The 25,166-nt window shown below is 37.2% G+C and carries 18 protein-coding genes and 1 tRNA gene; 7 read left to right on the top strand and 12 right to left on the bottom strand.

Going from position 1 to position 25,166, the window contains the following annotated elements; genetic code table 11:
• Nucleotides 1-184: 184 nt before the first annotated feature.
• From asd to NEOC65_RS03015, 4 genes are all read right to left on the bottom strand, one after another.
• Nucleotides 185-1,096 (bottom strand): archaetidylserine decarboxylase, encoded by a 912-nt coding sequence (gene asd / locus NEOC65_RS03000; RefSeq protein ID WP_213155678.1) that lies wholly within the window; start codon nucleotides 1,094-1,096, stop codon nucleotides 185-187.
• 5 nt (nucleotides 1,097-1,101) lie between these two features.
• Nucleotides 1,102-1,491 carry a hypothetical protein gene (locus NEOC65_RS03005; RefSeq protein WP_213151480.1) on the bottom strand — a complete coding sequence of 130 codons (390 nt, stop codon included), beginning with the start codon at nucleotides 1,489-1,491 and terminating at the stop codon, nucleotides 1,102-1,104.
• Nucleotides 1,492-1,776: 285 nt separating this feature from the next.
• A complete protein-coding gene (locus NEOC65_RS03010) occupies nucleotides 1,777-2,637 on the bottom strand; it encodes a hypothetical protein (protein WP_213155679.1) in 861 nt (286 codons plus the stop codon).
• A gap of 67 nt (nucleotides 2,638-2,704) precedes the next feature.
• On the bottom strand, nucleotides 2,705-3,499 hold the full coding sequence (locus NEOC65_RS03015; protein ID WP_349305243.1) for a TatD family hydrolase: 795 nt from the start codon (nucleotides 3,497-3,499) through the stop codon (nucleotides 2,705-2,707).
• 1,183 nt (nucleotides 3,500-4,682) lie between these two features.
• Here NEOC65_RS03015 and NEOC65_RS03020 point away from each other — a divergent pair.
• Complete coding sequence (locus NEOC65_RS03020) at nucleotides 4,683-6,125, top strand: bifunctional trypsin-like peptidase domain-containing/SEL1-like repeat protein (RefSeq protein WP_166156520.1); 1,443 nt, start codon at nucleotides 4,683-4,685, stop codon at nucleotides 6,123-6,125.
• A gap of 63 nt (nucleotides 6,126-6,188) precedes the next feature.
• Nucleotides 6,189-6,932: a hypothetical protein gene (locus tag NEOC65_RS03025; protein WP_166156517.1), complete on the top strand. Its 744-nt coding sequence runs from the start codon at nucleotides 6,189-6,191 to the stop codon at nucleotides 6,930-6,932.
• Nucleotides 6,933-7,430: 498 nt separating this feature from the next.
• On the opposite strand, the gene NEOC65_RS03030 is transcribed toward NEOC65_RS03025, so the two are convergent.
• The 4 genes from NEOC65_RS03030 to NEOC65_RS03045 form a co-directional block, all read right to left on the bottom strand.
• On the bottom strand, nucleotides 7,431-8,351 hold the full coding sequence (locus tag NEOC65_RS03030; protein WP_213155680.1) for a DMT family transporter: 921 nt from the start codon (nucleotides 8,349-8,351) through the stop codon (nucleotides 7,431-7,433).
• Between the two features lie 116 nt (nucleotides 8,352-8,467).
• Nucleotides 8,468-9,322 carry a translation elongation factor Ts gene (gene tsf / locus NEOC65_RS03035; protein WP_249299008.1) on the bottom strand — a complete coding sequence of 285 codons (855 nt, stop codon included), beginning with the start codon at nucleotides 9,320-9,322 and terminating at the stop codon, nucleotides 8,468-8,470.
• A gap of 3 nt (nucleotides 9,323-9,325) precedes the next feature.
• Nucleotides 9,326-10,141: a 30S ribosomal protein S2 gene (gene rpsB / locus NEOC65_RS03040; protein ID WP_166156511.1), complete on the bottom strand. Its 816-nt coding sequence runs from the start codon at nucleotides 10,139-10,141 to the stop codon at nucleotides 9,326-9,328.
• An 80-nt stretch (nucleotides 10,142-10,221) separates the two neighbouring features.
• Nucleotides 10,222-10,292: transfer RNA gene (locus tag NEOC65_RS03045), tRNA-Gly, on the bottom strand.
• Between the two features lie 126 nt (nucleotides 10,293-10,418).
• Here NEOC65_RS03045 and NEOC65_RS03050 point away from each other — a divergent pair.
• Together NEOC65_RS03050 and queF are read left to right on the top strand one after the other, a co-directional pair.
• The gene (locus NEOC65_RS03050; RefSeq protein WP_213155681.1) at nucleotides 10,419-13,811 is read left to right on the top strand and encodes a penicillin-binding transpeptidase domain-containing protein; all 3,393 of its coding nucleotides are present in this window, start codon (nucleotides 10,419-10,421) and stop codon (nucleotides 13,809-13,811) included.
• Nucleotides 13,812-14,289: 478 nt separating this feature from the next.
• The gene (queF, locus tag NEOC65_RS03055) at nucleotides 14,290-15,117 is read left to right on the top strand and encodes an NADPH-dependent 7-cyano-7-deazaguanine reductase QueF (protein ID WP_213151496.1); all 828 of its coding nucleotides are present in this window, start codon (nucleotides 14,290-14,292) and stop codon (nucleotides 15,115-15,117) included.
• Between the two features lie 343 nt (nucleotides 15,118-15,460).
• Here queF and NEOC65_RS03060 read toward each other — a convergent pair whose 3' ends face one another.
• The 3 genes from NEOC65_RS03060 to NEOC65_RS03070 form a co-directional block, all read right to left on the bottom strand.
• The gene (locus NEOC65_RS03060) at nucleotides 15,461-18,424 is read right to left on the bottom strand and encodes a hypothetical protein (RefSeq protein WP_213155682.1); all 2,964 of its coding nucleotides are present in this window, start codon (nucleotides 18,422-18,424) and stop codon (nucleotides 15,461-15,463) included.
• A gap of 24 nt (nucleotides 18,425-18,448) precedes the next feature.
• Entirely contained in the window at nucleotides 18,449-19,543 is a 1,095-nt protein-coding gene (locus tag NEOC65_RS03065) for a polysaccharide biosynthesis/export family protein (protein ID WP_213155683.1), read from the bottom strand.
• A 193-nt stretch (nucleotides 19,544-19,736) separates the two neighbouring features.
• Nucleotides 19,737-20,654, bottom strand: a complete 918-nt coding sequence (locus NEOC65_RS03070; protein ID WP_213151502.1) for a glycosyltransferase family 2 protein — start codon at nucleotides 20,652-20,654, stop codon at nucleotides 19,737-19,739.
• A gap of 293 nt (nucleotides 20,655-20,947) precedes the next feature.
• Between NEOC65_RS03070 and NEOC65_RS03075 the strand changes: the two genes are divergently transcribed.
• The 3 genes from NEOC65_RS03075 (at nucleotide 20,948) to NEOC65_RS09930 (ending at nucleotide 23,246) form a co-directional block, all read left to right on the top strand.
• Entirely contained in the window at nucleotides 20,948-22,147 is a 1,200-nt protein-coding gene (locus tag NEOC65_RS03075) for an amino acid permease (protein ID WP_213155684.1), read from the top strand.
• A gap of 260 nt (nucleotides 22,148-22,407) precedes the next feature.
• Complete coding sequence (locus NEOC65_RS03080) at nucleotides 22,408-23,037, top strand: hypothetical protein (protein WP_213155685.1); 630 nt, start codon at nucleotides 22,408-22,410, stop codon at nucleotides 23,035-23,037.
• A gap of 71 nt (nucleotides 23,038-23,108) precedes the next feature.
• Complete coding sequence (locus NEOC65_RS09930) at nucleotides 23,109-23,246, top strand: transposase (RefSeq protein WP_213155705.1); 138 nt, start codon at nucleotides 23,109-23,111, stop codon at nucleotides 23,244-23,246.
• Nucleotides 23,247-23,641: 395 nt separating this feature from the next.
• On the opposite strand, the gene NEOC65_RS03090 is transcribed toward NEOC65_RS09930, so the two are convergent.
• Complete coding sequence (locus tag NEOC65_RS03090; protein ID WP_213155686.1) at nucleotides 23,642-25,063, bottom strand: DUF4116 domain-containing protein; 1,422 nt, start codon at nucleotides 25,061-25,063, stop codon at nucleotides 23,642-23,644.
• Between the last annotated feature and the right edge of the window lie 103 nt (nucleotides 25,064-25,166).

Consider the following 25,166-nt stretch of genomic DNA (forward strand, 5'->3'; position numbering starts at 1 on the left):
CCTTCAACAGAATCTGTGGAAAGTTTCTTGCTTGGGAAGGCTTGAGATTAAGAATTAGATATACGATTAGGCATGCAGTTGGTAAGGAAGAAAGGTTACCTAAAGCGAAAAATGATAAGCTCTATAAACTTATAAAAAAAATTATTTAAAATAAGAATAAAGAGCCGTTTGGTATTTGCCAAGGTCAGCTAAGTGCTTTTCCCATACTCTGACCCATTAAACATTTAATTTCTAAGCCTTGCTGGCTAGCAGCTAGCAGGTCTTGATCAAATTGAATCTTACCAGGCTCAAATAATAAAATAAGGGAAGAACCCCCAAATGAAAAATAGCCTTTTTCATCTCCTTTTTTTTGCAGTACATCGGGTTGATAGGTTTCGTGAATACTACCTACATTAGTCGCTCCGATTTCTAAGAACAAAATACAACCAAAGCAGGATGTAGCTAATTTACAAAGCGTTCGCTTGTTCTTAGTAAAGATATGAATATCTCTTTTTAAGGCCGCAGGATTGACAGAGTAAAGCCAACCATTAATGGTTTTTGTTTTGCCGGCCACGCAATCACATGGAAAATGGTAACGATGATAATCGGTAGGACAAAGCCGCGCAATGGCCATAGCTCCCTTAGCATAGTGTGCGGCTAAATCAGCATCGTCTAATAAGCTTGTTAAATCAAATTTTTCTCCCTTAACGATAAAACCATCCACTTGTGATAGGTCGGGATAGAATAAGTAACGTCCATCGGCAGGAATAATAGCTACATCCTCTCCAGAAGCAAGAGGGCGAGCTGTGGGCTTAAGCTTGCGAATAAAAAAATCATTAAAAGACTTAAAAGAAGAAACTTCTTCTAGAAATTCCAAGGGGTCTAAGCCAAATTCACGAATGAAAGGCTCTATTTTATTCTTAGACTTTCGTGAGGCTTGCCATTTACCATACCAAGCTGAAAAAAAAGAATATCTTACTAAACTATGTAAAAGTAGAGGGCCTACTATTTTGCTTATCCAATCCTGACCGTATAAAAGTCTTAGGGCTCTGGCCCCATACACTTTTTCTATTTCACGCTTACCATTTTTTCGATCGAGATAGTAAATAATATCCATATCTTTTAAGGGGTGGAACTGCCCTGTTTAGTCGCAAATTGCGAGAAGAAAGTCAATTGGCTTATAAACTCTGTGTCAAAAGTCTGAAGCAGATGGTTGGCTTTTATAGCTTCTAACAATTGATAAGCAGCTTTCACCATATGTAGAGTAGATTCTTTATCCTGAGGATTTTGTAAATAGAAAGATTGCCGCTCTTGGTAATGGAGAAAAATTTCGCGCAAAGCTTTTTGCTGCTCTAAATTCCTTTCAGTAACAAAGATTAGCTGGTCTAAACGTTTAAGTTCATTTTTTACTACTGCTGCAGGTTCTGTTTCCTTCAAATTATAAAAAGGTTCAACAGCAATTAAACGACTTAAACAACTAAATATAGCTATTAAAAAGAGTGTATAGTTCATTATGTCCTAAATTTTTTAATGAGTAGGGAGGAGATTTTTGTTAAGGGCTGAGCTAATCTATCAGGCATAGAGCGTAAAAAAATTTAGGCTTTCTACCTATTTCTCTTACCCACTTAATCTGCCTATGTACTTTCAGCTGCTTTGTAGCTTTTTTCCTAGTGAGGCTTATAAGCCCTTTAAAACAATTGTCTCTTTAGTAAAAAGCTTAAAGTTGTCGCATAATAAGAAAAAAGACCACCGATAGGCTTTTTATGAACAAATGCTTAAATGTTTTGCATTTTATGGCTACTTAGCTATTTTTTGACTTCTCAACTCTATAATACGTTTATCAATTTTTGCCAAATTTGTTCCTTGAATGCTGATCTCGCGGTTAATTTCTTTTAGCACGGTAGCCGGATCTAAATTCTCATCGTCTATTTTTATTTTTACGGAAGAAGAAATTTTAGCATTTTCCCATAACTTTTCTCGTAAAGTTTTCATTTGCTCTAAAGCTGTCAGGCGTATATGCTGATCAAGGTCGCTCTCGCTTTTAAAAAAACTTACTATACGCCATTGAGAATTAAGATTTTCATCCAATCTTTTAAGATTTTCTTTATGGGTACTATATTGAATTAAATCATAAAAAGCATTTAGAACATGGATTCGGGAAGCTTTTTCTTCTTCTATTTTTTTATCAATATATTTCATTTTGCGGTAAAATCTTTGAATAGCTATTGCTGCCTGATTTCTTTTATTGAATAAAGCTAGCTGTTCTCTTTTTGCAATCTTTTCAGCCACCAGTACATCCGTTAAAGGTTTAAAAGGCTCATCTTCTGATAAAAGCTTAAGAGGCTCAGACTCCGAAGCAATAAATGGCTTACTGAATACTCTTGATTTTATTTCTTCGGAATAAATAAGAGTTTTAACGGCACGGTCAAAATCTAGCCGATATTGAAAAAGAAAAAATAATTTCAAACTATGAAAAATTTTAGAAGCAATTACAGTAATCTGCCTGGCAAGTGTTTTTGAATGCTTTTTATAAAGGACTTTACAATCCACCTCTACATGGTGCCTAGGATGCCTTATAAGCAAATTAATCTGTTTATTTATTTCAGGATACCAAAAGTGATCCCCTAAGCTGCAGATGCGCATAATATTATTTGCCATACATTAACCATATAAACATGTGACTGTGCATGATATTAACTTAATCTTACAATTTTTAAAAGCTTTATCAAATTTTTATTTTAAATAGTTCACAAGCATTTCTAACTGTTTGGTCTGCTAATTCTTTCAAAGAGATATCTTTTAGCTGAGCAATAGTTTGGGCTGTTTCTACTATATAAGCAGGTTCATTTATTTTTCCCCGACGAGTCTGCGGGGCTAAATAAGGAGCATCTGTCTCTATCAACAATTTATCTAGAGGAATTTTTTTTACAATCTGACGCAGCTCTTCGCTTTTTTTAAAGGTCAATATCCCACTTATTGATAAGTACCAGCCTCGCTCTATGACTTGTTCAGCCTCCTCTATAGTGCCCGTAAAGCAATGCAAAACTCCTGGCTGATGTTTACCCTTACTACTCATATATTCTTTATCTAAAATTTCAAAGAAATCTTTAAAAGCATTTCTACAGTGAATCACCACCGGCAACTTACATTCTAAGGCTAAGTGAAAGTAACGTCGCAAGAAAACTTTTTGAATAGCAGACGAAGAAGCATAATAATGGTAGTCTAGTCCCGTCTCACCTATAGCGACCAAATGTCCGCTATGTGCATGCTTAGCAATAACAGCAAAAACGTTTTCGCCTTCTTTTTCTACATCGTGAGGAGGCGTAGCGGCAGCATTATAAATCCATGGATAATTTTTAGCTAATTCTAAGCCTGCGTTTAGGGTGCTAATACTGGTACAAATATTTATAACTGAGCATACACCTGCATGCTGCGCACGTTGTAAAATTGAATCAATAGCCGTAAAGGTGGAATCTGTTAAATGAGCATGCGAATCCACCCATTGCATTGCATTTGCCACTATTACTTCATCCTCTTTAAGGAGCCTTTGCTCTTTCTTAGCTCGGGTATCATAGAATATAGCTCTAATAATTTACAATCACCTTTCCACTAGGTGCCAAGAAAGCCAATCAAAGCTTTTTTACCTGTATCTCTTAATTTAGATAGAAGAAAACATTATTTATCCTCCTTAATTGCTTTAATCTTAGTCAACCTTTCCTACTCTAAACAAGAGCAATAAGGAAGATAAAAATAACCGGCTTTTTTAACTGGTAGAAAATCTACGCTATACAATTCTAGGCAAATAATTAATATAAAAAAATTTATTTATCTTTTTTTTTCCTTAGGTGCTATTAGGTCGATTAATCTTAATTCCAGCGTAAAAAGTTCTAAAGAAGTCTTTAGCTAAAATCCCCGCTTATTTCCTCATCATTTTATATTTTTTTTCTCACGAAAGCCTGCTTAAGCAAGACCTAAAGAACTAAAGAAGCTATTGTTTCGTTCTCTAGCCCACCTATATAAGATCTTTCTTTAATTATTTCGTTTTCTGCTATAGCTTTGTTAATAGTCATAATATTGTTACCCTCATCTTTTAAGCTCACGCGTTATTTTCTTAGCCAATAGAAGCAATATAAAAGTGCCAACCTGAGGCGAGCCTTTAAATAATTTTATCAAGCAGGAAACTCTTTTCTCCCACGTTAAATTTTGGATTAGAGGGCATTAAAAACAGTAAACAATACAACAGCTAAAAGCGATAATAAGCTAAAGGATAAAAAATTTTACAAGTGGCTTGATGAGAGTTGTCCATGGATAGCTAAAGGGAAGGAAGAGAGCTCTAACATTTTAAAATTTCTTCACAAAGAATAGCCAGACAGCCTTCTTCATAAAAGAAAAATCTTTCCAAAATGGAGTTAACCTAAAAGCAAGTGTATAGATAAATCTTTAAAAGTAAAGCTTACATGCTTAAAGAAATAAGAATTAACTTTTTAACTTTTAGCAAAATTACTTTTTTGGCATGGTAAGAAGTGTTCATTATTTATTTTTTTAGTCGTTTGATTATTCGGTAGTAGAATTTCTATCCTAGCGGCTATTTTCTCTCTATAGAGTCTTCTCTATAGGGAAAGGAAATATAATAAATCTGCGAATCTAAGAATTAGGGATCAAACAATAAAGCTTATTAATAGTTTTTGTAAAAAGGAAGTAACATGGCTATTGGACAAAGCGTTAATTCACAATTTTACTCTCAAGATTTTTGCATTGAAAACCTTTATAAACTCCATGAACTAAATTTAGGTGAATCTCTAGAAAAAACTATTCAAGAGCAAGCCGACAGCGTAGCATGCATGATGCCAGATCATAAGCTAAATAGAATCAATAATCAGGGTTTTATTACTTATAAATTTGATACGGAGAGAGTTAGGACGTTAGGGGAACGTATTTCTAAAAAAGCTAAAGGAATACCTCTAGGTCATACTGATTCTTTTCTCCACGAGCCTACCCCTGGATTAAGTACAGCCTTCTTAGTCGCGCCTCAACATGTTGTTACTGTGGCTCACTGTGTTACACGTTCAAACCCCTATACGAAATTAAAACCCAAAAAAGCAAGGGGCGTAATTGTTCGAACAAGTCTAAAAGCGCAAAGCGAATTAGAACGTATTAAATTTGTGTTTGGTTTTCAGATGAAAAGCCAAAACATGAGGACTGAGGATTATGAATTTTGCGAATCAGATGTTTACAGTTTTAAAAAAGTTGTTTTTTTTAATTATACATGTGCGCCGGATTACCTAATTGATTGGGCTCTAATAAAGTTAGATAGAGAAGTTATCGGGCGTCCACCTTTAGCAGTTAATTTTATAAAAAAGTCTTTATTAAATAAAAAAATCTTTATGCTAGGACACCCTCGGGGTTTACCCTTGAAAATTCATCTAGGGGCCTCCGTAAAAAAAGAATGTAGTGATCAACATATTGAAACTAATCTAGACTCTTTTCATGGAAATTCAGGCTCCCCGGTAATCGACGAAAATCTAGAAGTAGTAAGCATCCTTTTTGCAGGAAATGTAAGTAATAAGCCCTGGACCACACCATCTGGCTATGAAGCCAGCACAAAAATGAATCTTCCTACTAACCAATTAAGGCCTAACCCCACCAACCGCACCCATTTGTGCCAAACCACTCATGGCATGTCTTTCGTAAAAATTCATTTAAAAAAATTAAAGCTAAAAAAGCAGAATAAAAATCTAGAGACTGCTGAGTTAAGTGAAATGGGAGCTCATTACCTAAATTTCTATCTTAGCATTTGTATTTCCGACCAGGAAGATGAAGCATGGATCTGCTCGGTTAAAGCAAAAGCTTTTAAATATCTAAGCCAAGCTGCTATCGAAGATCATCGAGAAGCCTTATGCAATTTAGGCATATGCTATGAACGATCACTAGGTACAAGAAGAGATTTAAGGAAAGCTTTTGAGTGTTTTAAAAAGTCTTTCGATAATGGCTATAAAAATGCGGCTTACCATTTATTCCAGTGCTATGAAAGTGGAATAGGAACGGAGAAAGACTCAAAATTAGCTCAATATTATTTTGACCTCGCTCATGCCTTCGGTCATAAAGATGTAATAAAAATTGAGGGACCAAATTGCCTATTGATGTAATTGTACGAAAAAATGTATATAAAAAGTTTTTGAGGACACTTATACCAAGGAAACGATTTAGGCATGCAAATAGCTCTTTTGAGGAATCAACGAGATTTTCATCTGTCAGCTAAGACAATATTCCAAGAACCTTTTAAGCAAGCTTATAAAAATTTTAGCATAACTTTTTGTAATAAGGCTTACTGCTCAGATCAGCTAGAACCCCTATCCATTAGCAAGAAAATCGTTTGCTTATTCACAGCTCTAATCTATTGTGTGCCTATCATTAATACAATTATATTCGTTTCCAAAGAAATACTAGGTTCTTATAAACACAAGATTCAATGGAAAAAATATTATGAAAATCACCCTTTAAATAAATTAACCGACAATAACCTGAAAATTTTAAAAAAATCCCTTTCCTCAGCTATTTTGTCTATTAATTTTGATGACTCCCTTAAATATGCTAATACTCAAGAATGTAACCTAGCTGAATTAGAGTTCAACTCTGAAGGAAAATTGAAGAATGTATATTACGGTCACTCCCTATGGGATGAAGGTTATGAAGGGCGGGGATTTAATCTTAAAAATGATTCTTTTTATGTGCTTTTATCTATTCAAATTTCAACTTCTAAAGCCTATAATCATAATCCTTATTACCTAGAGGCTGAAGATTTAGAATATTATAAGGAACACTATCCCCCTCGCATCCAGGAAACTCTCGAGCTCATGCTTGATAAGCTTAACAATAAATATGCTGAATTAGCTCTTGTAAATTTTAAGAAATCCCAATATGACCCGCTTGTTTGTAAGGTGGTCTATTTATAGCTTTCTATTCTAACCTGCTGTTTCTAGAGCCTTCTCTTAGTCAACAGTAAGAAGAAAGGAAAAAAATTTAAATATCTTATTGCTAAAGTCTGTATAAAGATTAAACTCGGCCTAGATTAAAAGTAGCTTGGAAAAACGCCCAGTAAGTTTATCAGCAAAAGAAAAATAGAAATCTATTTCGCAAGCGCTTTTAAAGGCTAAACGAAAGATTACAAAACTTAATTGCTCAAGGTTATTTATTGAATAAGCTATCCCTTAGCTTTTTTAGAAAGTATTCTCTTTGCCAGCCAATCCACTCCTAGTGAAAACCTTTGCTAAAAAATATTTATAGAGAAACTAGAATGGGATTTTAGTCTAAAAGCGTTGGGCAAGGGCGTTAACTTAAACCCTTCTAAAGAAACAAAGCATACAAGATAAAAAAAATCCTCAGCACTTCCTAATAGGATATAACGCTTAAGAAAAAATCTTTCCAATTATCAAATAGGTAAGTTTCAAGGCTTAAGCTTCTTGCTGAAAAAATCTTGGACGCCGCCATTTAAAGCTAATGACTTCATTGACAATCAACATGCCTAAAAGGATTAAACCTGCTGAAAAAATGCCGCCTGCAGTTAAAGCTTCATTAAGAAATAAATAGCCTAATAACATACCTACAGCTGGAAAGAAACAAGAAACCATTGATATAGCTGTAGGACCGCAGTGTTCTAAAAGATAGTAATAAATCAAAAAAGCTAAATATGTACCTAGCAAAGTTAAACCTAGAATAGCTAGTATGCTAGTTAATGAGGGAAAGATAAAAATAGATTTTGTCTCTATAGAACCTAAAACAAAAGGTAACATCATCCATGCTGTCATGAATAATTGGGCTGTTGGAGCTACAAAACGAGGTTGTCCAGCAATAAACTTCTTAGCATACACATGGCTAATAGCATAACAAAAAGCACCTATTAAAGCAGCAGACATGCCTATAAAATCTCCATCCATGCCTTGAGCAATGTTAGGGGAAAATAGTAATAAAATTCCACAAAAGCTTATTAAAATTCCTATGAGTTTATGAATAGACATTCTATCATTTGGTAAAAACAAATGAGCCAAAATGGCTGTAAACATGGGTGAACAGCCATTGAGTATTGCTGCAAGAGCGCTTTCTATAGAGGTCTCCGCATAACAAAATAAGAAGGAAGGAAGTCCCGAAGAGAATATGGCCATAAAAGCTGAATGTTTCCAAAAAGTAAGGCTTTTTGGTAAAGATCCTCCCTGTAAGCGTAAAGCTATCCAAAATATTAAGCTAGCTAGGCTAACTCGCAGAAAAACAATCGTGGCAGGATTAAAATCAACCAACGCAAGTTTTATCAAGAGGAAACAAGGGCTCCACATCAATGTCAGAGCCAGTATTAAAAGCGATCGCTTGATAGGTGTCATATTAAACTAAAGAATAATTGTTGTATTCATGGTACCTATAACAAAGAAATAACCGCAAATGAAAAAACGGGAGTATCTTTTCTCCCGTTTTAAAACTATAAAAAGTAGAGCTTTAACTATTGACCCACAGTCCAACGCAAGAAGTTAGTCAATTGAAGAGGCTTGCCGTTTTGCTTGGCTCGATCTTCAACGATCTGTGCAATCGATTTGCTATCATCCCTAATGAATTTTTGCTTGGTTAAGCATACACTTTCATAGTAGGCATTGAGCTTACCTTCCACAATCTTATCAATGAAATTCTCTGGCTTGTTTTTGATCTGGCTTTTTGCAATCTCTTTCTCATTGTTTATAAGCTCTGCGGGAACTTTTTCAGGAGAAAGAAATTCTGGATGAGCAGCCGCTACATGCATGGCGATATCTTTAGCTAAAGATTGTTCAGCATCCGAGCCTTCTATCTCAACCATTGTAACGACCTTACCACCAAGGTGAGAATAAATACCAATCGATTTAGATGGAGACTTTGCAGTTGTAAACAAGCGTTTAATCTGGATATTTTCGCCAATCGTTTGGACGACTGTTGCACGATATTGATCGATAGATATGGAAGTATCTTTAGAATAAGGCTGCGCAAGAAATTCTTCTAAAGAAGCAGGATGGGTTTTAGCAATTTCTGCAGCAATGTTTTCCAAAAACTCTTTAAAACGCTCGTTTTTGGCTACAAAGTCTGTCTCTGAATTAACTTCAACAATAGCAGCAGTCTTGTCATTTTCAAAAAAGCCAATCATCCCTTCATTGGTGGTACGACCTTCCTTTTTAACAGCAGAAGCAATGCCTGCTTTACGGAGATTTGAAATAGCAAACTCCATATCCCCGTTAGCCTCTTCCAAAGCTTCCTTACATTTTCCCATCCCTACGCCGGTTCTTTCGCGCAGTTCTTTAATCATTGTAGCAGTAATAGGCATTTTGGACATAAATTAAACCTCCGAAATTGCAGAAGCTTTTTCATCGGCCTCATCTTTTTCATCATATTTGCCGCTTACACCTTCTTCGTTTTCCTCATCTTCTCTTACATCGCCTTTGCCAAATGCAATTTGCATTTCATTTTTCTTTTCTATAATAGCATGAGCTAATGCTTGGATGATAAGTTTAACGCTTTTAAGAGCATCGTCATTACACGCAATGACATATTCGATAGGATCAGGATTACAGTTTGTATCCACTAAGCCCATCACAGGAATGCCTAATTTGTTAGCTTCAGCTACAGCGATATGTTCTTTACTTGGATCTACTACAATCACCAAGCCTGGTAGCTTACGCATTCCTCTTATTCCTGAGAGATTGCCATTGAGTTTTAGGTAGTCCTTATTTAGCAAAGAAAGCTCTTTCTTTGTTAACCCTTCTCCACCAGAAGTAATACGTTTTTCAATACGTTCCAGCTTTTTAATGGATTGGCGGATCGTTGACATATTAGTTAGCATACCACCTAGCCACCTTTCGCAAACATAAAATTCTCCCGCTTGCTCAGCTAGCTCACGTACGACTACTTTCGCTTGTTTTTTTGTCCCCACAAATAGAATGGAACGATGTTTTGCGACCACCTCTTTAACTACTTCTGTAGCCAATCTTATTTGTTGAAGTGTTTTAGCTAAATCTATGATGTATAATCCATTGCGCGCTTCAAAAATGAAACGTTTCATTTTTGGATTCCATCGACGGGTTTGGTGACCAAAGTGAGCACCAGCCTCTAGCAGATCTTTAATAGTAACATTAACTTGTTGTTGTGTTGCCAAGCCTTGTCCCTTTATTTTGACGACGGCATTCTACTTAGGATAGAATTTCGGTCTTGGTTGATATTAGAATTTGTAAATTGAGCGCCTGATCAGAATCGAACTGACACTCGTAGCTTGGAAGGCTACTGTTCTACCATTGAACTACAGGCGCATTTAATGATTGCGAGCCAAATTATGCCTGATAGGCTAATTCTTTTGCAACATCAATTCAATTTTTGCAATCCTATTTTGCTTAAGAATTCAAAATCGTATATTCTCAAAGCCGGGCAATAAAATCATGGCAAGACATATACATTCCTCTTCTCGCAGAGCAAAAAGCAATCTTAATATACCCGAAAAGGCTAATAAAATCCTTAATCTGATTTTTATCGCCTTGGTTGTAATTATCCTGCGCATTTGGTACCTGGCTGTTATTCAATATGAGGTCAAATTAGAGGAGGCCCTTAGACCTCAACGCAAGACTGTCATTGAACCCTCTAAAAGAGCTACTATTCGCGACCGCTTCAACTATCCCTTAGCTCTGAATAAAATTTCTTATCGGGCTGCTATCATCTACTCTCAACTGCGCCAGATTCCTTCTATTAGATGGGAAAAGGATGCTCAAGGAAATAAAAAAAAGAAATTTAAACGTAAAGAGTATATTACACAGCTGTCCCAGCTACTAGGAGAAGAGCTTCACTTAGATCCTCTAAGGCTTGAAGACCTTATTCATGCTAAAAGCTCATTTTATGGGCAGATACCTTTCGTAATTAAAGAAGATCTTACCGAAAAAGAATATTATCGCTTGAAAATGCTTGAAAAAGACTGGTTAGGTATTCATGTGCAAAAAGTACCTAAGCGCCACTATCCTAAAGGGCGTGTAGCGGCGGATATCATTGGCTATATGGGGGCGATCAACCGTCAGGAATATGATAAGATCATGCTGGAGATCAAAGTACTAGAAGCATACATTCAAGGTAGTGATGCAGGTGACGAAATACCTCTTCCCTCTGGGATTGACAATTTAGCTCAAGCCCGCCAGCGCCTTCAAGATCTCCTCGATCATGCTTATACGATTAATGACTATGTAGGGAAAGCAGGTGTTGAAGGCAGCTTTGAAAATAATCTAAGAGGCTATCATGGCAAGAAAAGTTATTACTCTGATTCTCGTGGCAATTTCTTAAGAGAATTATCAGGCTCGCATGAGCCTGTAGCAGGACAGCGTATCCTTCTTACGATTTCGGCTGAGCTGCAGGAATATGCAGAACAACTTCTCATTCAAAATGAGCGCATTCGCGAAACGCGTTTATCAAAATACCTTTCCAAGCCTACCAAGCAACCATGGATTAAAGGGGGGGCTATAGTAGCATTAGATCCCCAATCAGGAGAAGTTCTTGCTTTGGCCTCTTACCCCCGCACAGATCCTAACGATTTTATTCCCGCTGCTAATCCCGAGGTGGCAAAAAAGAAAATGGCCAGCATCATTCGCTGGTTTGAAAGTGAGAATTATGTAGCTGAAATGTGGGATCAAAAACGCCCGTTAGAAAGAGAATTTTATCAGGAGGAAGCTAAAGAATTTTATGAAGATACTTTAATGATTGATTGGAATAATTATTTAAAACTTATACTAAAAGCCGATACTCCAATCATGCAGGCCATCCAAGGGGTGGATAGCGTGCAAAAAGCGGTAAGCATCCAACAAGCTATCGATCAGTTAATTGAATTAAGTGGCACCTGTAATATCTATCTGCTGTTAAAGTTACTGTATGGCGAAGATGGAATTCACGTCCAAAAAGAAAAAATTTCCCTTCAAGCAAAAATGGCGATTGAAAATAATCTAAAAGTACATGCCGACAGTGTTGAGCAGCAAAAAAAAATATTAGATCCCTATTTTTCTGCTTTATTATTACATTATGATAAGATCTTACTTATGGATCTATGCCGCCTTGCCGTCTGCAGCGATCGCTTTTCTCCCCAGCTCCTTGCTGCAAAAGGACACCAATCGCTTGAGGATTATAAAAATTCTTCCGCTGCCTACATTTCTTTACAAGAAACAGCGCAAAAGATGGCTAAGGAATTATTTCATGAACAACATTTCCTACCCTGGCGCCAAGAAAATGAAAAGCTTTTTTTAAAAGAAAAACGGGCAGAAGAAAAAGCTCATCATCAATACCCCAAGCCTTATATAGACTATTTTGATAGGCAAGAAAAAGAGATGTTTAATTCATTTTGGAATGAGCATCAAGGGGACTTACTTTTAGCCTTTTTGACGGGTCGCATTTCACCTCATGTATCGGTAGAAATTATACCCTATCTTAATCATTTCTTAACCTGGCATAACGAACTGCAAGCAGGTGCTCATGCGGCGCTTCCTTGGAAAAATGCCTTTTTTAATTTATCTTTTGTTTTGAAAGGATTAGATGATGGGTTGGCGAAAGATTACTTGCGTACTTTTCGCAGCTTTCACCATCTGGATAGACCCTTACTTGGATATTATCGTTACCTCAACAAAACTAATGGAAAGCAAATAGAAAAAGATCTTGCTCGTGCTTTTTATCCTCTACGGGGATATGGTTACGGGCGTTCTCAAGCCTATAGGCAAGCTGCAACGCAGGGCTCTATTTTCAAGTTAATTACCTCTTATGAAGCGTTAAAGCAACGCTATCATCATCTGAACAATGATAAGCTCTCCCCAAGCAGCCTCAATCCTTTGATTATGGTCGACCAGATCTTTAAAAAAGGTAGGGATACTTTTGTAGGTTATCATCAAGATGGCACTCCTATTCCTCAATATTACAAGGGGGGCCGTATGCTTAAAAGCCATGCAAAAAACATTGGTAAAATTGATCTGATTCGGGCAATTGAAACCTCTAGTAATCCTTATTTTTCTATTCTAGCTGCAGAGTATTTAAGCTCTCCGGAGGATCTTTCGCGGGCAGCTTTAGATTTCTCTTATGGCACCCGCACAGGTATAGACTTGCCTGGTGAAATTGCAGGAAAAGTTCCTAATGATCTTATAACTAATCGTACAGGCCTTTATGCTATGGCTAATGGTCAACATACTTTAGTCGTTACTCCCCTGCAGGCTGGCATCATGCTGTCTGCGATAGCTAATAAAGGACATGTTTTGAAGCCCAAGATAGTTTCTTTAACAGCCGGATACCGTTCACAAGCACAGAGTAAACAGCCCCTTGAAGCTGCCTGCCTTGATCACTCCCAAATCGTGAAAAAAGCTCCTACCTTCGTTCAAAGAAACCTGTTTATGCCTGATATTATTCGCAATATTTTGCTTATTGGAATGCATAAAGTAGTTTTAAAACAATTATCTGAGGGATTGACTAGCCTTTCCCGCTTATATCGTGAGTATCCTGAGGCTATTGCCGATTATCTTGAGCTCAAAGACGAAATGGTTGGAAAAACCAGCACAGCTGAATCCATGGAGAATATTGACTTAGACTTTTACGAGGGGACAAACCTTTATACTCACGTCTGGTTTGGAGGCATTGCTTTTAATCAAAAAATACCTAACGATTCGCATGCTCTCCTCTATCTGGATCGCTGGGGCAATCCTGAATTGGTGGTCGTGGTCTACCTAAAATATGGCGCCTGGGGAAAAGAATCGGCTCCTTTAGGAGCTCAAATGGTGCGAAAATGGCGAGAAATCAAAGCTCGTCATGAAGCTCATCGCTAATTGCGAAATGTTTTACGTGAGATTTTAAACCAAATTTTACTTCATTCAGCTCTTAAGAGTTTTTCTTTAAAAGCTTATACTCTTCCCCTCTTAGAGGGTTAAAAAATAAGCCACGCTTAAATCTAATGCTCTTTTTTATATGACAGCCGCTTATAAAAAAAATACTATTAGAAAACAGCCAATTGTCTATTTATAAGCTTTTAAGCAATTCTTAATAAAACTATACATTTTAAAAAACTATCTTTAATTAAAAAGAAAATTTTCAGAAGATTTAAGTGCTTATTTAGATTCCATTTTCTCTCAGATTTATAAACTAGCCCCTTCTTTATTTTGCAAAAAAAGCTCTACTTCCATGTATAGCTCTATTTTTAGAGATGCTTAAGCTAGCTCTCTTAAGAGTTAACCATTGAAAAATATCATTTTGCAGAGTATGGTGGATGCTTAAATTAAACTTTATTTTATCGGAAAAGTGGCTTTTATGAAGGATGAAACTCTTATCAATTCACCGCTAGGAAAACAGACATTTTATAATACTGCCTATGATCCTAGCTTACTATGCCCTTTACCTAGAGATAAACAACGCCAAGCCCTTGGGATCGCCGATGTAAATTTACCTTTTCAAGGCTACGATGTTTGGAATGCTTATGAGTTGTCATGGCTTAACGTAAAAGGAAAACCTCTCCTAGCGATAGGAGAATTTTTCTTTCCTTGCCAATCCCCTTATATTGTAGAATCTAAATCCTTTAAGCTTTATTTGAACTCTTTCCATCAAACCACTTTTGCCAATCTTGAAGATGTTCAGGCCATCTTAGAAAAAGATTTAACAAAATGTGTGGGCCAGCCAGTAAAAGTTAACCTTATTCAATCTAAAGATTATGCAAGCCTTTGCTTTAAAAACCTCCCGGGGTTTTGCTTAGACAACTTAGATATTGAAACCAATCTTTATGCAGTCGATCCCTCCATTCTTGAACATGCAGCAGAACTTGTGGAGGAAGAATTTTATTCTAATCTTTTAAAATCTAATTGCCCGGTTACTAAACAACCTGACTGGGCAAGCCTTTACATTCATTATATAGGGCCTAAAATTAACAAAGAGGCCCTTCTTAAATATATTATCTCCTTTCGCAGCCACTACGAATTTGGAGAGCATTGTATTGAACGTATTTTCATGGATGTGCAAAAACATTGTCGCTGTCATAAGTTAACAATTTATGGCCGGTACACAAGACGAGGGGGCATAGATTTAAATCCCTTTCGTTCAAATTTTGAAAGCTCCTTAAGAAATATCCGGGACTATCGCCAATAAGTGGGCAAAAGATGAAAAGGCGTAAAGCAAAAAAAGATTTTAAGAGAAGAATAGGAAAAATATTTCCTGATCATACCTTTTGAGCCAATTCTTAGACAGTCCCCTACTTTATAAAATCTCTTTATTTGAGCAGAGAGACATGTTTCAGAGAGCTAGGTATGCAGACTAAGTTTTTTTAAAACCTATTATTTTCCTGGTGAGGAGAAATGCAATCCCATTAATTTCTCTGGATCCTCCTTTTGATGGCCCTTATTGTTATTTTTATAGAGAGAAAAAAACTTTTTCCTTCCGAGCTTTCAAAGTAGATGCAAAGAAGCTGATAGCAAAAACATTTACTTCTCCTCTAACTTTCTGTAGGGCTAAAAACAAAAGTAACTCTTTTCTTATCTGCTAAATGTTCTTTATAAGGCATATAAGTTTTCAAATCTGAAAGAGACTCATAAGTCAAGTTAACAGCCACATGATCAAATATTTTTATTAAGAGATCCGCTTGTCCACTAGCTGGCATGGCATCGCTAACGACCAAGACCCAATCGTATCTTTGTACAAGCTGGTCTAATAAATTTTTGAAACGCTGGGAGCCGATTAACTCTACGGCAAAACGTGAGACACCTCCTTCGTAAATACAATCGTAAGAGCCCTGAGAAGTAATCATGGGTTCTTCAATCTCTCCTTGCAGATATTGAATTAATCCCGTCCCATACCCTTGGCAAGTTGCTTTAAAGCAGATAGGTATTAAGACAACCTTTTGACCAAGCTTGGTTAAGAGCTTGGCTAAATGATAAGAATAATCAATTCCTGCTCCATTAAGGAGAAGTAAGGACTGTCCTATCGGCGCCTGCGAGCTATTGGCCATATAAGCAATCATACGACGCAGCACATCTAAATCTTGATCCATCAAATTTTCATTAGACTCATTAGAAGCTTTAGGAGTTAGATGGCCAGAGAAGTGTAAATCATTAGCTTTAAGATTAGAGGGGCTCACCCGAATGCCAGAGATAGTAGATTTAATAATAAAGAAGGTAAAAGTTATAAAGGCCCCGGTAAACGCACCAAAGGCAGCATACAACAAACTACGCGGAGACTTTGGATGCAGAGGAGGCAGCGCAAAATCCTGAGGATAAGATTGCAAGATCTCTAAATTACTCGTCAAATTTTTTGATTCTACTAAACTTGTAATTTCTTCCACCATCTTTTGATTGATGAGTAGCTGCTGATCGATTAAACGCTCTTCAACCCATTTGTTAGGTAGATCCTTCATTTCTTTACGCAGCTGTTCTTGATGCTGAACGATGAGGTTAGTCTCCTGCTTTAGGTCATTTAAGCGTATAGCCATGTATTCCTGCATGTGCTTATCTAAAATAGAAATTTGCTGACGTAACAGGCCTAGCGTTACACTTTGTAGGGAAACAATTTTTTCCTTAATCAGCTGTTCTTTAAGCTTATGAAGCGTAGCAGCTTGATTTAGGTGTTGGCGCAAGAAATCTTTTTGAACATCTAATTGTTCTTTCAAACGTTCCATTTCTTTAGCACTACGATTGTTTTGATCTTTGAGGGCCTGAACAATTTGCGAAGCTTTAGAAATCATCTCGTTGGTGACAAAATCATTTTGAATTCCACTCATTGAAGTAACTTCAAAGTGAGGATTTTTCAGCTGCTCAATCATAAAATCCAGTTGGCGGATTAAACCTTGCACTTCATTAAGCATGCGAGTGTAAGAGATATACAATTCTTTAGAAGTCGTAATATCAATTCCTTGGAATTCATTTTGAGGGCTTTGCTGAAAGGCTAAGCGCTCTTGAATGACTTTTTCTTGCACATCAAAAAGATGTGTTAAATTTTTTAAATAGGCTATAAAGTTTTCTTTCGCTGTTTTTAATGCTAAAGCCCTGTCACTCCTTTCTTCTTCAGAAAAACAGCTATCCATATCATTTTGGGCGACTAACAATTTATCTTGCCAAGCTTGTACAGCAAATCTTGAATCATTAACTAGATGATCTAGGGTAGGCTGGCCTTGCCCACTTTCTAAGCTCCTTAGCAAGCAAGTCGCTTCTATAGATAGACGCTTGGCTTGTTCTAAATCTAATAACTGTTCTGTAAAGCTATCATGAAAAGTATGATTACCAGAAGGATAAGCATTTTTTAAAGCCATATCTAAGGCATCGCTTTGCTGCTTTAAAGCTCTAATTTCTGCCAATGATTGGTTGATAACCCCTGGATCGCCTTGTAGATCATAAAAAGCGCAGTTCTCTTGCTGGGCATGGCTTAATCTTCTAATTGCTAATTCTATATCGTATAATTTCTGCTGGTAATGCGTTTGATTAGCAGAATAAAACTCTATGGCTTTAAGGGAATTAAAAAATCCACTGGTAGATATATCCGATGACATATTTTTTGCATGAGCAACCATCATTTGACGCAACTTAGCTCCCATTTCCTGCTGGCGTTTTTCTAAGTAAGCAATCTGCTCTTGAGAAATACGCTTTTGCTCCTGGCGAATATGTTCCTGATAAATCAGCATCATAGAATTTAAAATTTCTGTGCCTACATGGCGATTAGCATGTTGTAATTTAATATGAAGGAGATTGCGGTCATTTTGATCCGCTTGGATAGATAAGGCGGCCAATAAATCTTCCGATACTCTGTGCAAGGGCATCAACTCTAAATACCATTGAGTACCGGCCAAAGGCTCAGAGGATTTCCTCATGACAGTAAAAGCATAATCTTTACCTGTTACTTTTCGCCCCCATTCATGCTTCCCTATCTTTCTATTATTTTCATCGTAAATTTCAAAAAATTCTTCGTTAATGAAATGAAGAGTAAAAACTTTAGAAATCTCATCGTTGTAAGCTACATCTTGAAGCCATAAACTTGGGGGATGATCAGGTAAGATGGGCTTTTTAAGGGCAACGAAATGAGCATATTCAACTAGAATATTTTCCGGTATGGATCCCAGTAAATCAAAGCGGGGTTCCATTTTAACCAATAAGCCCTGCAAGCCCCTTCGGTAGATTAGCTTCTCCATAAGCTTGCGAGATTTGATAGTAGCTAAAGCTTCACCTTCAGTCTCATTAGCACCAGAAATAAGAAGCTGGCTCAATGTAGAAAGACCCGACTTTGATTTACCTTTGTCTTTGAACGTGCCAGAAATATTGTAAATGACCGGCCGAGATAGAGCAAAGCAGGCAGCCAAGATGCAGCAAAATAAGGCCGTAGATATAATAGCAACCTTATGTATCTTTAAAATATGCAAAAGATCAGTGATGGTAATCACACTTTCTGAGGGATGTTTATCTATGGGCGGCATTTTTAAGGTAAACCTCTACTACAATTAATCGTTAATTAACTGATATGTTCCATATCCTGCTTGAAGGCCAGTAAAGCTAGGAATCAGCTGCTCGATAAATCTGTTCCATTGCGTCAAAGGCTTTTCGGCTACATAGACAGTATCCCCAGGCATCAATAATAGGCTATCGTTAGGCAAATGCACAATGTGATCTAAAGAGACTAGGTAAACTTTAGGACAAAGCATATTTCCACGGATCACATGGATACAATTGCCATTGCCCGTAAAAGGAATACCTCCGGCCGTTACTAGAGCTTCACGTAGAGAAATAAAGCCGTAGGGAACATTGATTGGGCGAGGAGCCCGCACCTCTCCCATCACCATAACTGTCGCATCCGAAGGAGCAGCAATAAAGATTTTATCTCCTCCACGCATTACAATGTTCTGGTTCATATCCCCTTCATTGATTAACCTATGCAAATCAATAGGCAATTGACGTCCCTCGCGCATTACATAGCTCTTAAATAAGTTAGCGCCTGGCGGAATATGAGATCTAGCAAGCACTTCATAAAGACGCATTTTTCCATCCACCGGTACTGTAGGAATAGAAACTAAACCTATCAACTCTACCCGACGTTGTAGGCGATCACGATAATTGACATAAACTTCTATATCCTGAATTTGGTCCCTAAAAGCTCTTTGCAATTCCTCACGAGCTTCTTCTAAAGTAAGCCCTTTGACTTCAAGGGGAGGTAAATCTGGCACATCTATTTTTCCTTGATAGACTTTAAATCCACCCGTTGATTCATTGATAAACTGAATAGACTGCATTAAATCTTTACGCGTGGGGTGATAAACTGCAATGTTTAAAATATCATCTTCAGCGATCACATCGCGATACTCTAACATATCCTCTTCTGCTAGCTCTCCAAGCTCTACTCCCTCAAGCTCCAAGATAGCTAACTTTCCTTGACGTATGCGATAAGAGTCTATCACAAATTCGTCAGGTCCCATAATAGGATAATCAAAATTAGCAGTTGAGCAAGAAGCGAAAATTATAAGGAGAGATAGATTTAGTAAAACAAAAGGCGAAAACAAAAAATTAATTTTTACTTTCTTTCTTTTCTCGCTTAAAGGCATGTCATAAGCCTCGTTGAATAAAATGAATTTTTAAACTGGATAGAATTAAAGCAATCTTTCTTCTCTTAATTCAATCTACCTTATTTATGTCTCTTAAAATTGCATTATAGCTTTAAATACAGATAATAGAATCTACAACAGCTTTTTTGGAGGGAATAACAAGGCAGTATAATGATGTTAAACCTATTGCATTTTAAGAGGTAGTAATTTTTTTCCAGTAATACTTTTGGCTACTTAAAGCTTTTTTCCACCACAGGGGAGCATTAATGCTAGCCTGCCCTAAGCGATATCCTGCCCATTTAGCACCTATATGCATTAAAGCATAAGGCAGCAATAAAGGTTTTTCTTGATACAGCTGCTTGAGCATGCATGTAGCATAGTGATTCCCTCTCATTTGGTCGCCTTCCGCACAATTTAAAATATTTTCATATTTTTTTCGCATTAATCCGGTATCAAAATATCGGCAGAATTCTTGGCGTAAACTATAGCGATGAGAGTGCCTCACTTCCGCCTCTGCTACATAAGCAATTTTATGTCCTATTTTTAAAAGCTGAGCAGTCGCTAAAGTATCTTCCCCTAAAAGAACAGGATGAAAGCCCTTAATTTCATCTAAAGCGCTGTTTAAGTACGCAGCGCATGAATCGGAACAAAAAAATGTATAGGAGCCATAACGGCGTCTATCAGCAATACTTCGAATTTCACTTCGAACCGGATAATTGTAATAACGAGGAAAAGATTCAAAAAAATCGGCTCCTTCATGGGGAATTTGCCTAGCGTAGGCGATCGATGCTTTACCCTGTAGAATGGGTTCAATCAATTTTTCCAAAACTTGCGGATTTACCGCATAGGCATCAGGGGTTAACATGACTACCAAGTCGGTGCCTAGGTGTTTCCTTGCTAGCTCGCGGGTTTTACCATGGTTGAAAGTTGCTTGTGGGATTGATAAAACTTCTACACCTAATGAATAAGCAAGCGACCTAGTTTGATCCTTCGATGACGAATCTACTACCAGGATTTTTGGGCTTAGCGAAGACTGCATGATAGGACTAAGACAGCGTACCAGATGCTTTTCAGCATTTAATGTTAGAACAACTACGCCCACTGATTTCATAACCTTTGAACTACCTTCCTTAAATTCATTTAATGTGTGAGGAGTTAGAATTTTTAGCCTTCCATCTCTCTTTCATGGGGATTTTTACCTAAAGAAAAAGAAACAGATTAAACCACATTAACTCTCAATCCAACAAATTTCATCCTATTTCCTAAAAAATGCTAATTTAAGCTTAAAACCCTCTAATTTGCAAAAACATTTTGTTTTTATCTGTTTTTTTGATAATTTTCTGCCTTAAAGCAATTTTTAACATCTCTTTTCCTGCGTACCAACCCTAGGATAATTAAATTTCTATGCCTACCCTACATAACAAATTCAGCACTCTTAGTGGAATATTACTTGTTTCAGGTACTTGTATCGGTGCAGGCATGCTTGCCCTACCTGTTGTGACTGGCTTTTCAGGATTTTTACCAGCTATGGCAGTGAATCTGATCTGTTGGATATTTATGCTAATCACTGGCTTGCTTTTTTTAGAAGCCACGCTCTGGATGAAAGAGGAGGCGAACGTATTATCTATGGCGGCACGCTTTTTTGGACCTTGTGGTAAGTGGATAGCAGGCGCAGCTTTTCTCTTTCTTTATTATTGCTTGGAGGTCTCCTACATTGCTGGCGGTACTCCTCTTTTCATCTCCCAAGTCGAAAGCTTAGGCTTTCATCTCACAGGCTATAAAGGCTACATAGCCTTTGCTAGCCTTTTTGGTTTCATTGTTTTCTTAGGCTCGCAAGTCATAGACCGGGTAAATTTAATTCTTATGATAGCGCTTGTTTTCTCTTACTTTTTGCTCATAGGATTAGGAAGTACCGAAGTACAAATAACCTTCCTTACTCGAAGAAATTGGAACGCATTTTTATTAGCAATGCCTACCCTTTTTAGCGCCTATGGCTACCATAATATTATACCTTCTTTAACCACCCTTATGCACCGTAATGTGCAACAACTACGAAGGGCTATTGTAATAGGCACTAGCCTCCCCTTTATTATCTATACCTTATGGCAATGGATGATTATTGGAACAATTCCTGAATCGCAAATAGCTAAGGCGGTCTCTGAAGGAATCCCTGTTACTCAACTTCTCCATACCATTACAGGACACCCTTGGATTGGCTTTTTAGCTACCTACTTTGGATATTTTGCTCTGATTACCTCTTTTTTAGGAGTCTCTCTTTCTATGGTAGATTTTTTAGCCGATGGAATAGCGGCAAAAAGCCAAGGATGGACGCGTATACTTCTTTGCTTAATAGTTTTTATCCCTCCTGCTATCTTTGCTGGCAGCTATCCCGGAATATTTTTAGAGGCTTTAGGAATTGCGGGCGGCTTTGGGGAGGCCATCCTTAATGGACTGCTCCCTATTGGCATGGTCTGGCTCGGTCGCTACAGATTTCATCTACCCTTGCAAGAACAGGTGAGAGGTGGCAAACCTTTGTTATTAGCTTTATTAGCATTCACATTATTGATCATTGCTCTAGAAACTTACCATCTGGTGAGAGGCTAACCATAAAGCTTTTACTTGCTAACCTCGGCGCTCTTCTCTGGCTACCTGCTTAATTTATTTTAAACGGCTAAAGGCAAAGTTTTAGATAAAAAGCTTCAAGGAATAAGAAAACAGCAGCCTCTTTTTTAATTTTATGTGTTTTCATTAAGTTTCTTTCCCCCTAGTAAAGGGATACCCTTCAAACTTTTTTCAATTAATAAAATTAAAGGCTAATAAAAAACCTGAACACGCTACAATCCCAGCTAGAATTACTAAATAAAATGAAAAACACTCTAAATGAGGAGTTTAATCTTGATCATTTGGACATAATCAACTGTTATCTTAAGGAAACCAGTCTAAAATCTTCCGTAATTTATAAATGGCTAGAAAATGCCCGCCGCCAAGCTATTACCCATAGCACAGATTCTAGATTTCCAATTGTTCGGCGTGACTTTACTACTTATTTAGATAAAAGAATTGCTACATTTCAAGCGTGCATATTGAAGGAGCCGAAAGAAAATGCTGCTCTTGTTTTGGATCAATTTCAGCAATCGCCTCTGCAACTTGATATTTGGAGAGCGAAATTTGTAGAATCTTCATCCAATCAAACAGATTTACTCACAGCAAGTATGCACGTCCAAGATCTTTTATTTGCTTGTCAGGAGATTATAAGGCACCTTAATTTTCATTCTAAATATTGGATAAAAAAAGAATTGATGCCTTTTATTGATGAATCTCTCCCCACTTATTTAAGCTTATTGCCTAACTTATCTGATGAGTTAAAATGTGAGATTCATGCAAGTTTTAAGGAATTGAAGAATTTAATAATACAAGAAGATTTTAGAAGAGCTGAAGCTCAACTAAACTTAATTCAAAATCGCATTATGCCTACCCAGAAAGCTTTTAATTAAATGGAAAGAAAAGGATAAAGACCTCCAAAAAATTGCTTTTCTAAAAAGAAAAAGCTCACCAAGATTGCCTTATTGGCTCTACCTCTATTGCCGTTGGTCATAAACAAAGAATTACAAGAGATAAGGTTATTAAAGGGGAAGCTAAAAGAGGAAAAACCACTTCAGGATGGCTTTCAAAGTTTCAAATATTACCTGATTATCAATGGTAAGGGAGAGATTTTAACTTTTTCAGCCCAACTTTGATAATATTTTCAATGTTTTTATGGCTGGCATTTTGCTAAAAAACCTGATGGGAAAGCTGTCTAGCGATAAAGGTTATCTTTCCTTTAAGTTAAGGCAAAAGCTAATTAAGCGCGTTAGAGTCATTGACATGTATACGATCGCATATAAAGCGAGAATTGACGTCCTTTTAAGACAAAATTTCATGGAGAAAAAGATTTATAATCGAACCTGTAAACGAGTAACTAAAAAACAGCTCTTAAATTGCCTATCCACTCAGATTAAGAAGCGTAGCAAATTTTTTAGCCAATATAATGCTAAGAGTAGCAGCTATTATCCCAGCCAAAAAAGCCCTCTTTAAAGTTTCGTAGCCCAGAAGCAAGTCTTATGATTGCTGCCTAAAAAACTTGAAACTCAGGTCAACAAGTTCGGGATTATTCTGAAGCTCTTCGCTAGCATACCTAAGCGCCAAACCATCTTGCTGGATAGCTGCAAGAACAATTTCCCTATCGTTCTGCAAAGCTTTGCTAGCATACATAAGTGCAGAGCCTCTTCTCCGGACGGCGACAAGAAGGATTTCTCTATCATTTTGAAGCTCTTGACTAGCATACCTAAACGACAAACCAAATTTCTGCACGGCAGCTAGAACGATTTCTCTTTCATTCTGAAGTTTTTTGCTAACATACTTAAGCCCCCATGGTGCTTGCTGGACAGCAGCAAGAACGACTTCTTTATCATTTTGAAGCTCTTGGCTAGCGTATCTAAGAGCCAAGCAGTCTTGCTGAACAGCCGCAAGAAGGACTTCTTTATTATTTCGAAGCTCTAGGCTGGCATACTGCAAAGCTAAACCAGTATGTCGGACAGCTGCAAGAACGACTTCTTTATCATTTTGAAGCTCTGAGCTGGCATACTGCAGGGCTAAGCCACCATGCTGGACAGCTGCAAGAACAATTTCTTTATCATTTCGAAGCTCTTGGCTGGCATACTGCAAGGCTAAGCCATCATGTTGAACAGCGGCAAGAACGACTTCTTTATTATTCTGCAGCGCTTGGTTAGCATACTGCAGGGCTAAGCCACCATGCTGGACAGCTGCAAAAATAACTTCTTTATCATTTTGAAGCTCTCGGCTAGCATACTGCAAAGCTAAGCCATTATGTTGAACAGCGGCAAGAACGATTTCTTTATTATTCTGCAGCGCTTGGCTAGCATGCTGTAGGGCTAAGCCATCATGCTGAACAGCGGCAAATACAACTTTTTTAGCATCCTGGAAATCTTGGCAAGTCTGCTGCATTGCTAAGTCATCATGCTGAATAGCCGCAAGGACATCTTCCTTATCGTTCTGATGATCTTTACTAGCATCCCTAATTGTATTCACTTTTTTCTGGGCACTAATTTGAAGCTTTTCTTTAAAATTTTTCAGCTCTACTCCCTCTTTTTTAAGAGTAAGAGGAAATATTCTTTTATCGCCTCTAGAAGGTGGGCCCTCCTCATGCTTAGATATGCGGCCATAGTACTTGGCCGGCTTTGGCAAAGCGTCTTTATCATTCTCTCTTTTACAAGCAAAGTCCCCAATTCCTACAAGGATATTTCCTAATACAGGAATTAATAAAATTATACACCGTTCAAAACTTTTTCGGTTAAGGTAGGAATAGTAAGGACTTTTAGAAATATTCTTTTCTTGCTTAAGGGGTATGATAAAAACTTTTTGAAAGATACAAACTAAATTAGTCACAGTACTTATGATAGGCACGTAATCGGCCTTATGATCAATAAATCGGCATGCTTTAGATGATAGATTTATTTGCATAATACACCTAGTGTTTTAATAATTTACTAAAGCAAGATGGTATAGAAAAATTTTATTAAATAATGTAGAAAAAATATGGGGCCTAAATGATTTTTTTGATTGA

It is taken from the genome of Neochlamydia sp. AcF65, from assembly GCF_018342435.1.
Taxonomy (GTDB): domain Bacteria; phylum Chlamydiota; class Chlamydiia; order Chlamydiales; family Parachlamydiaceae; genus Neochlamydia.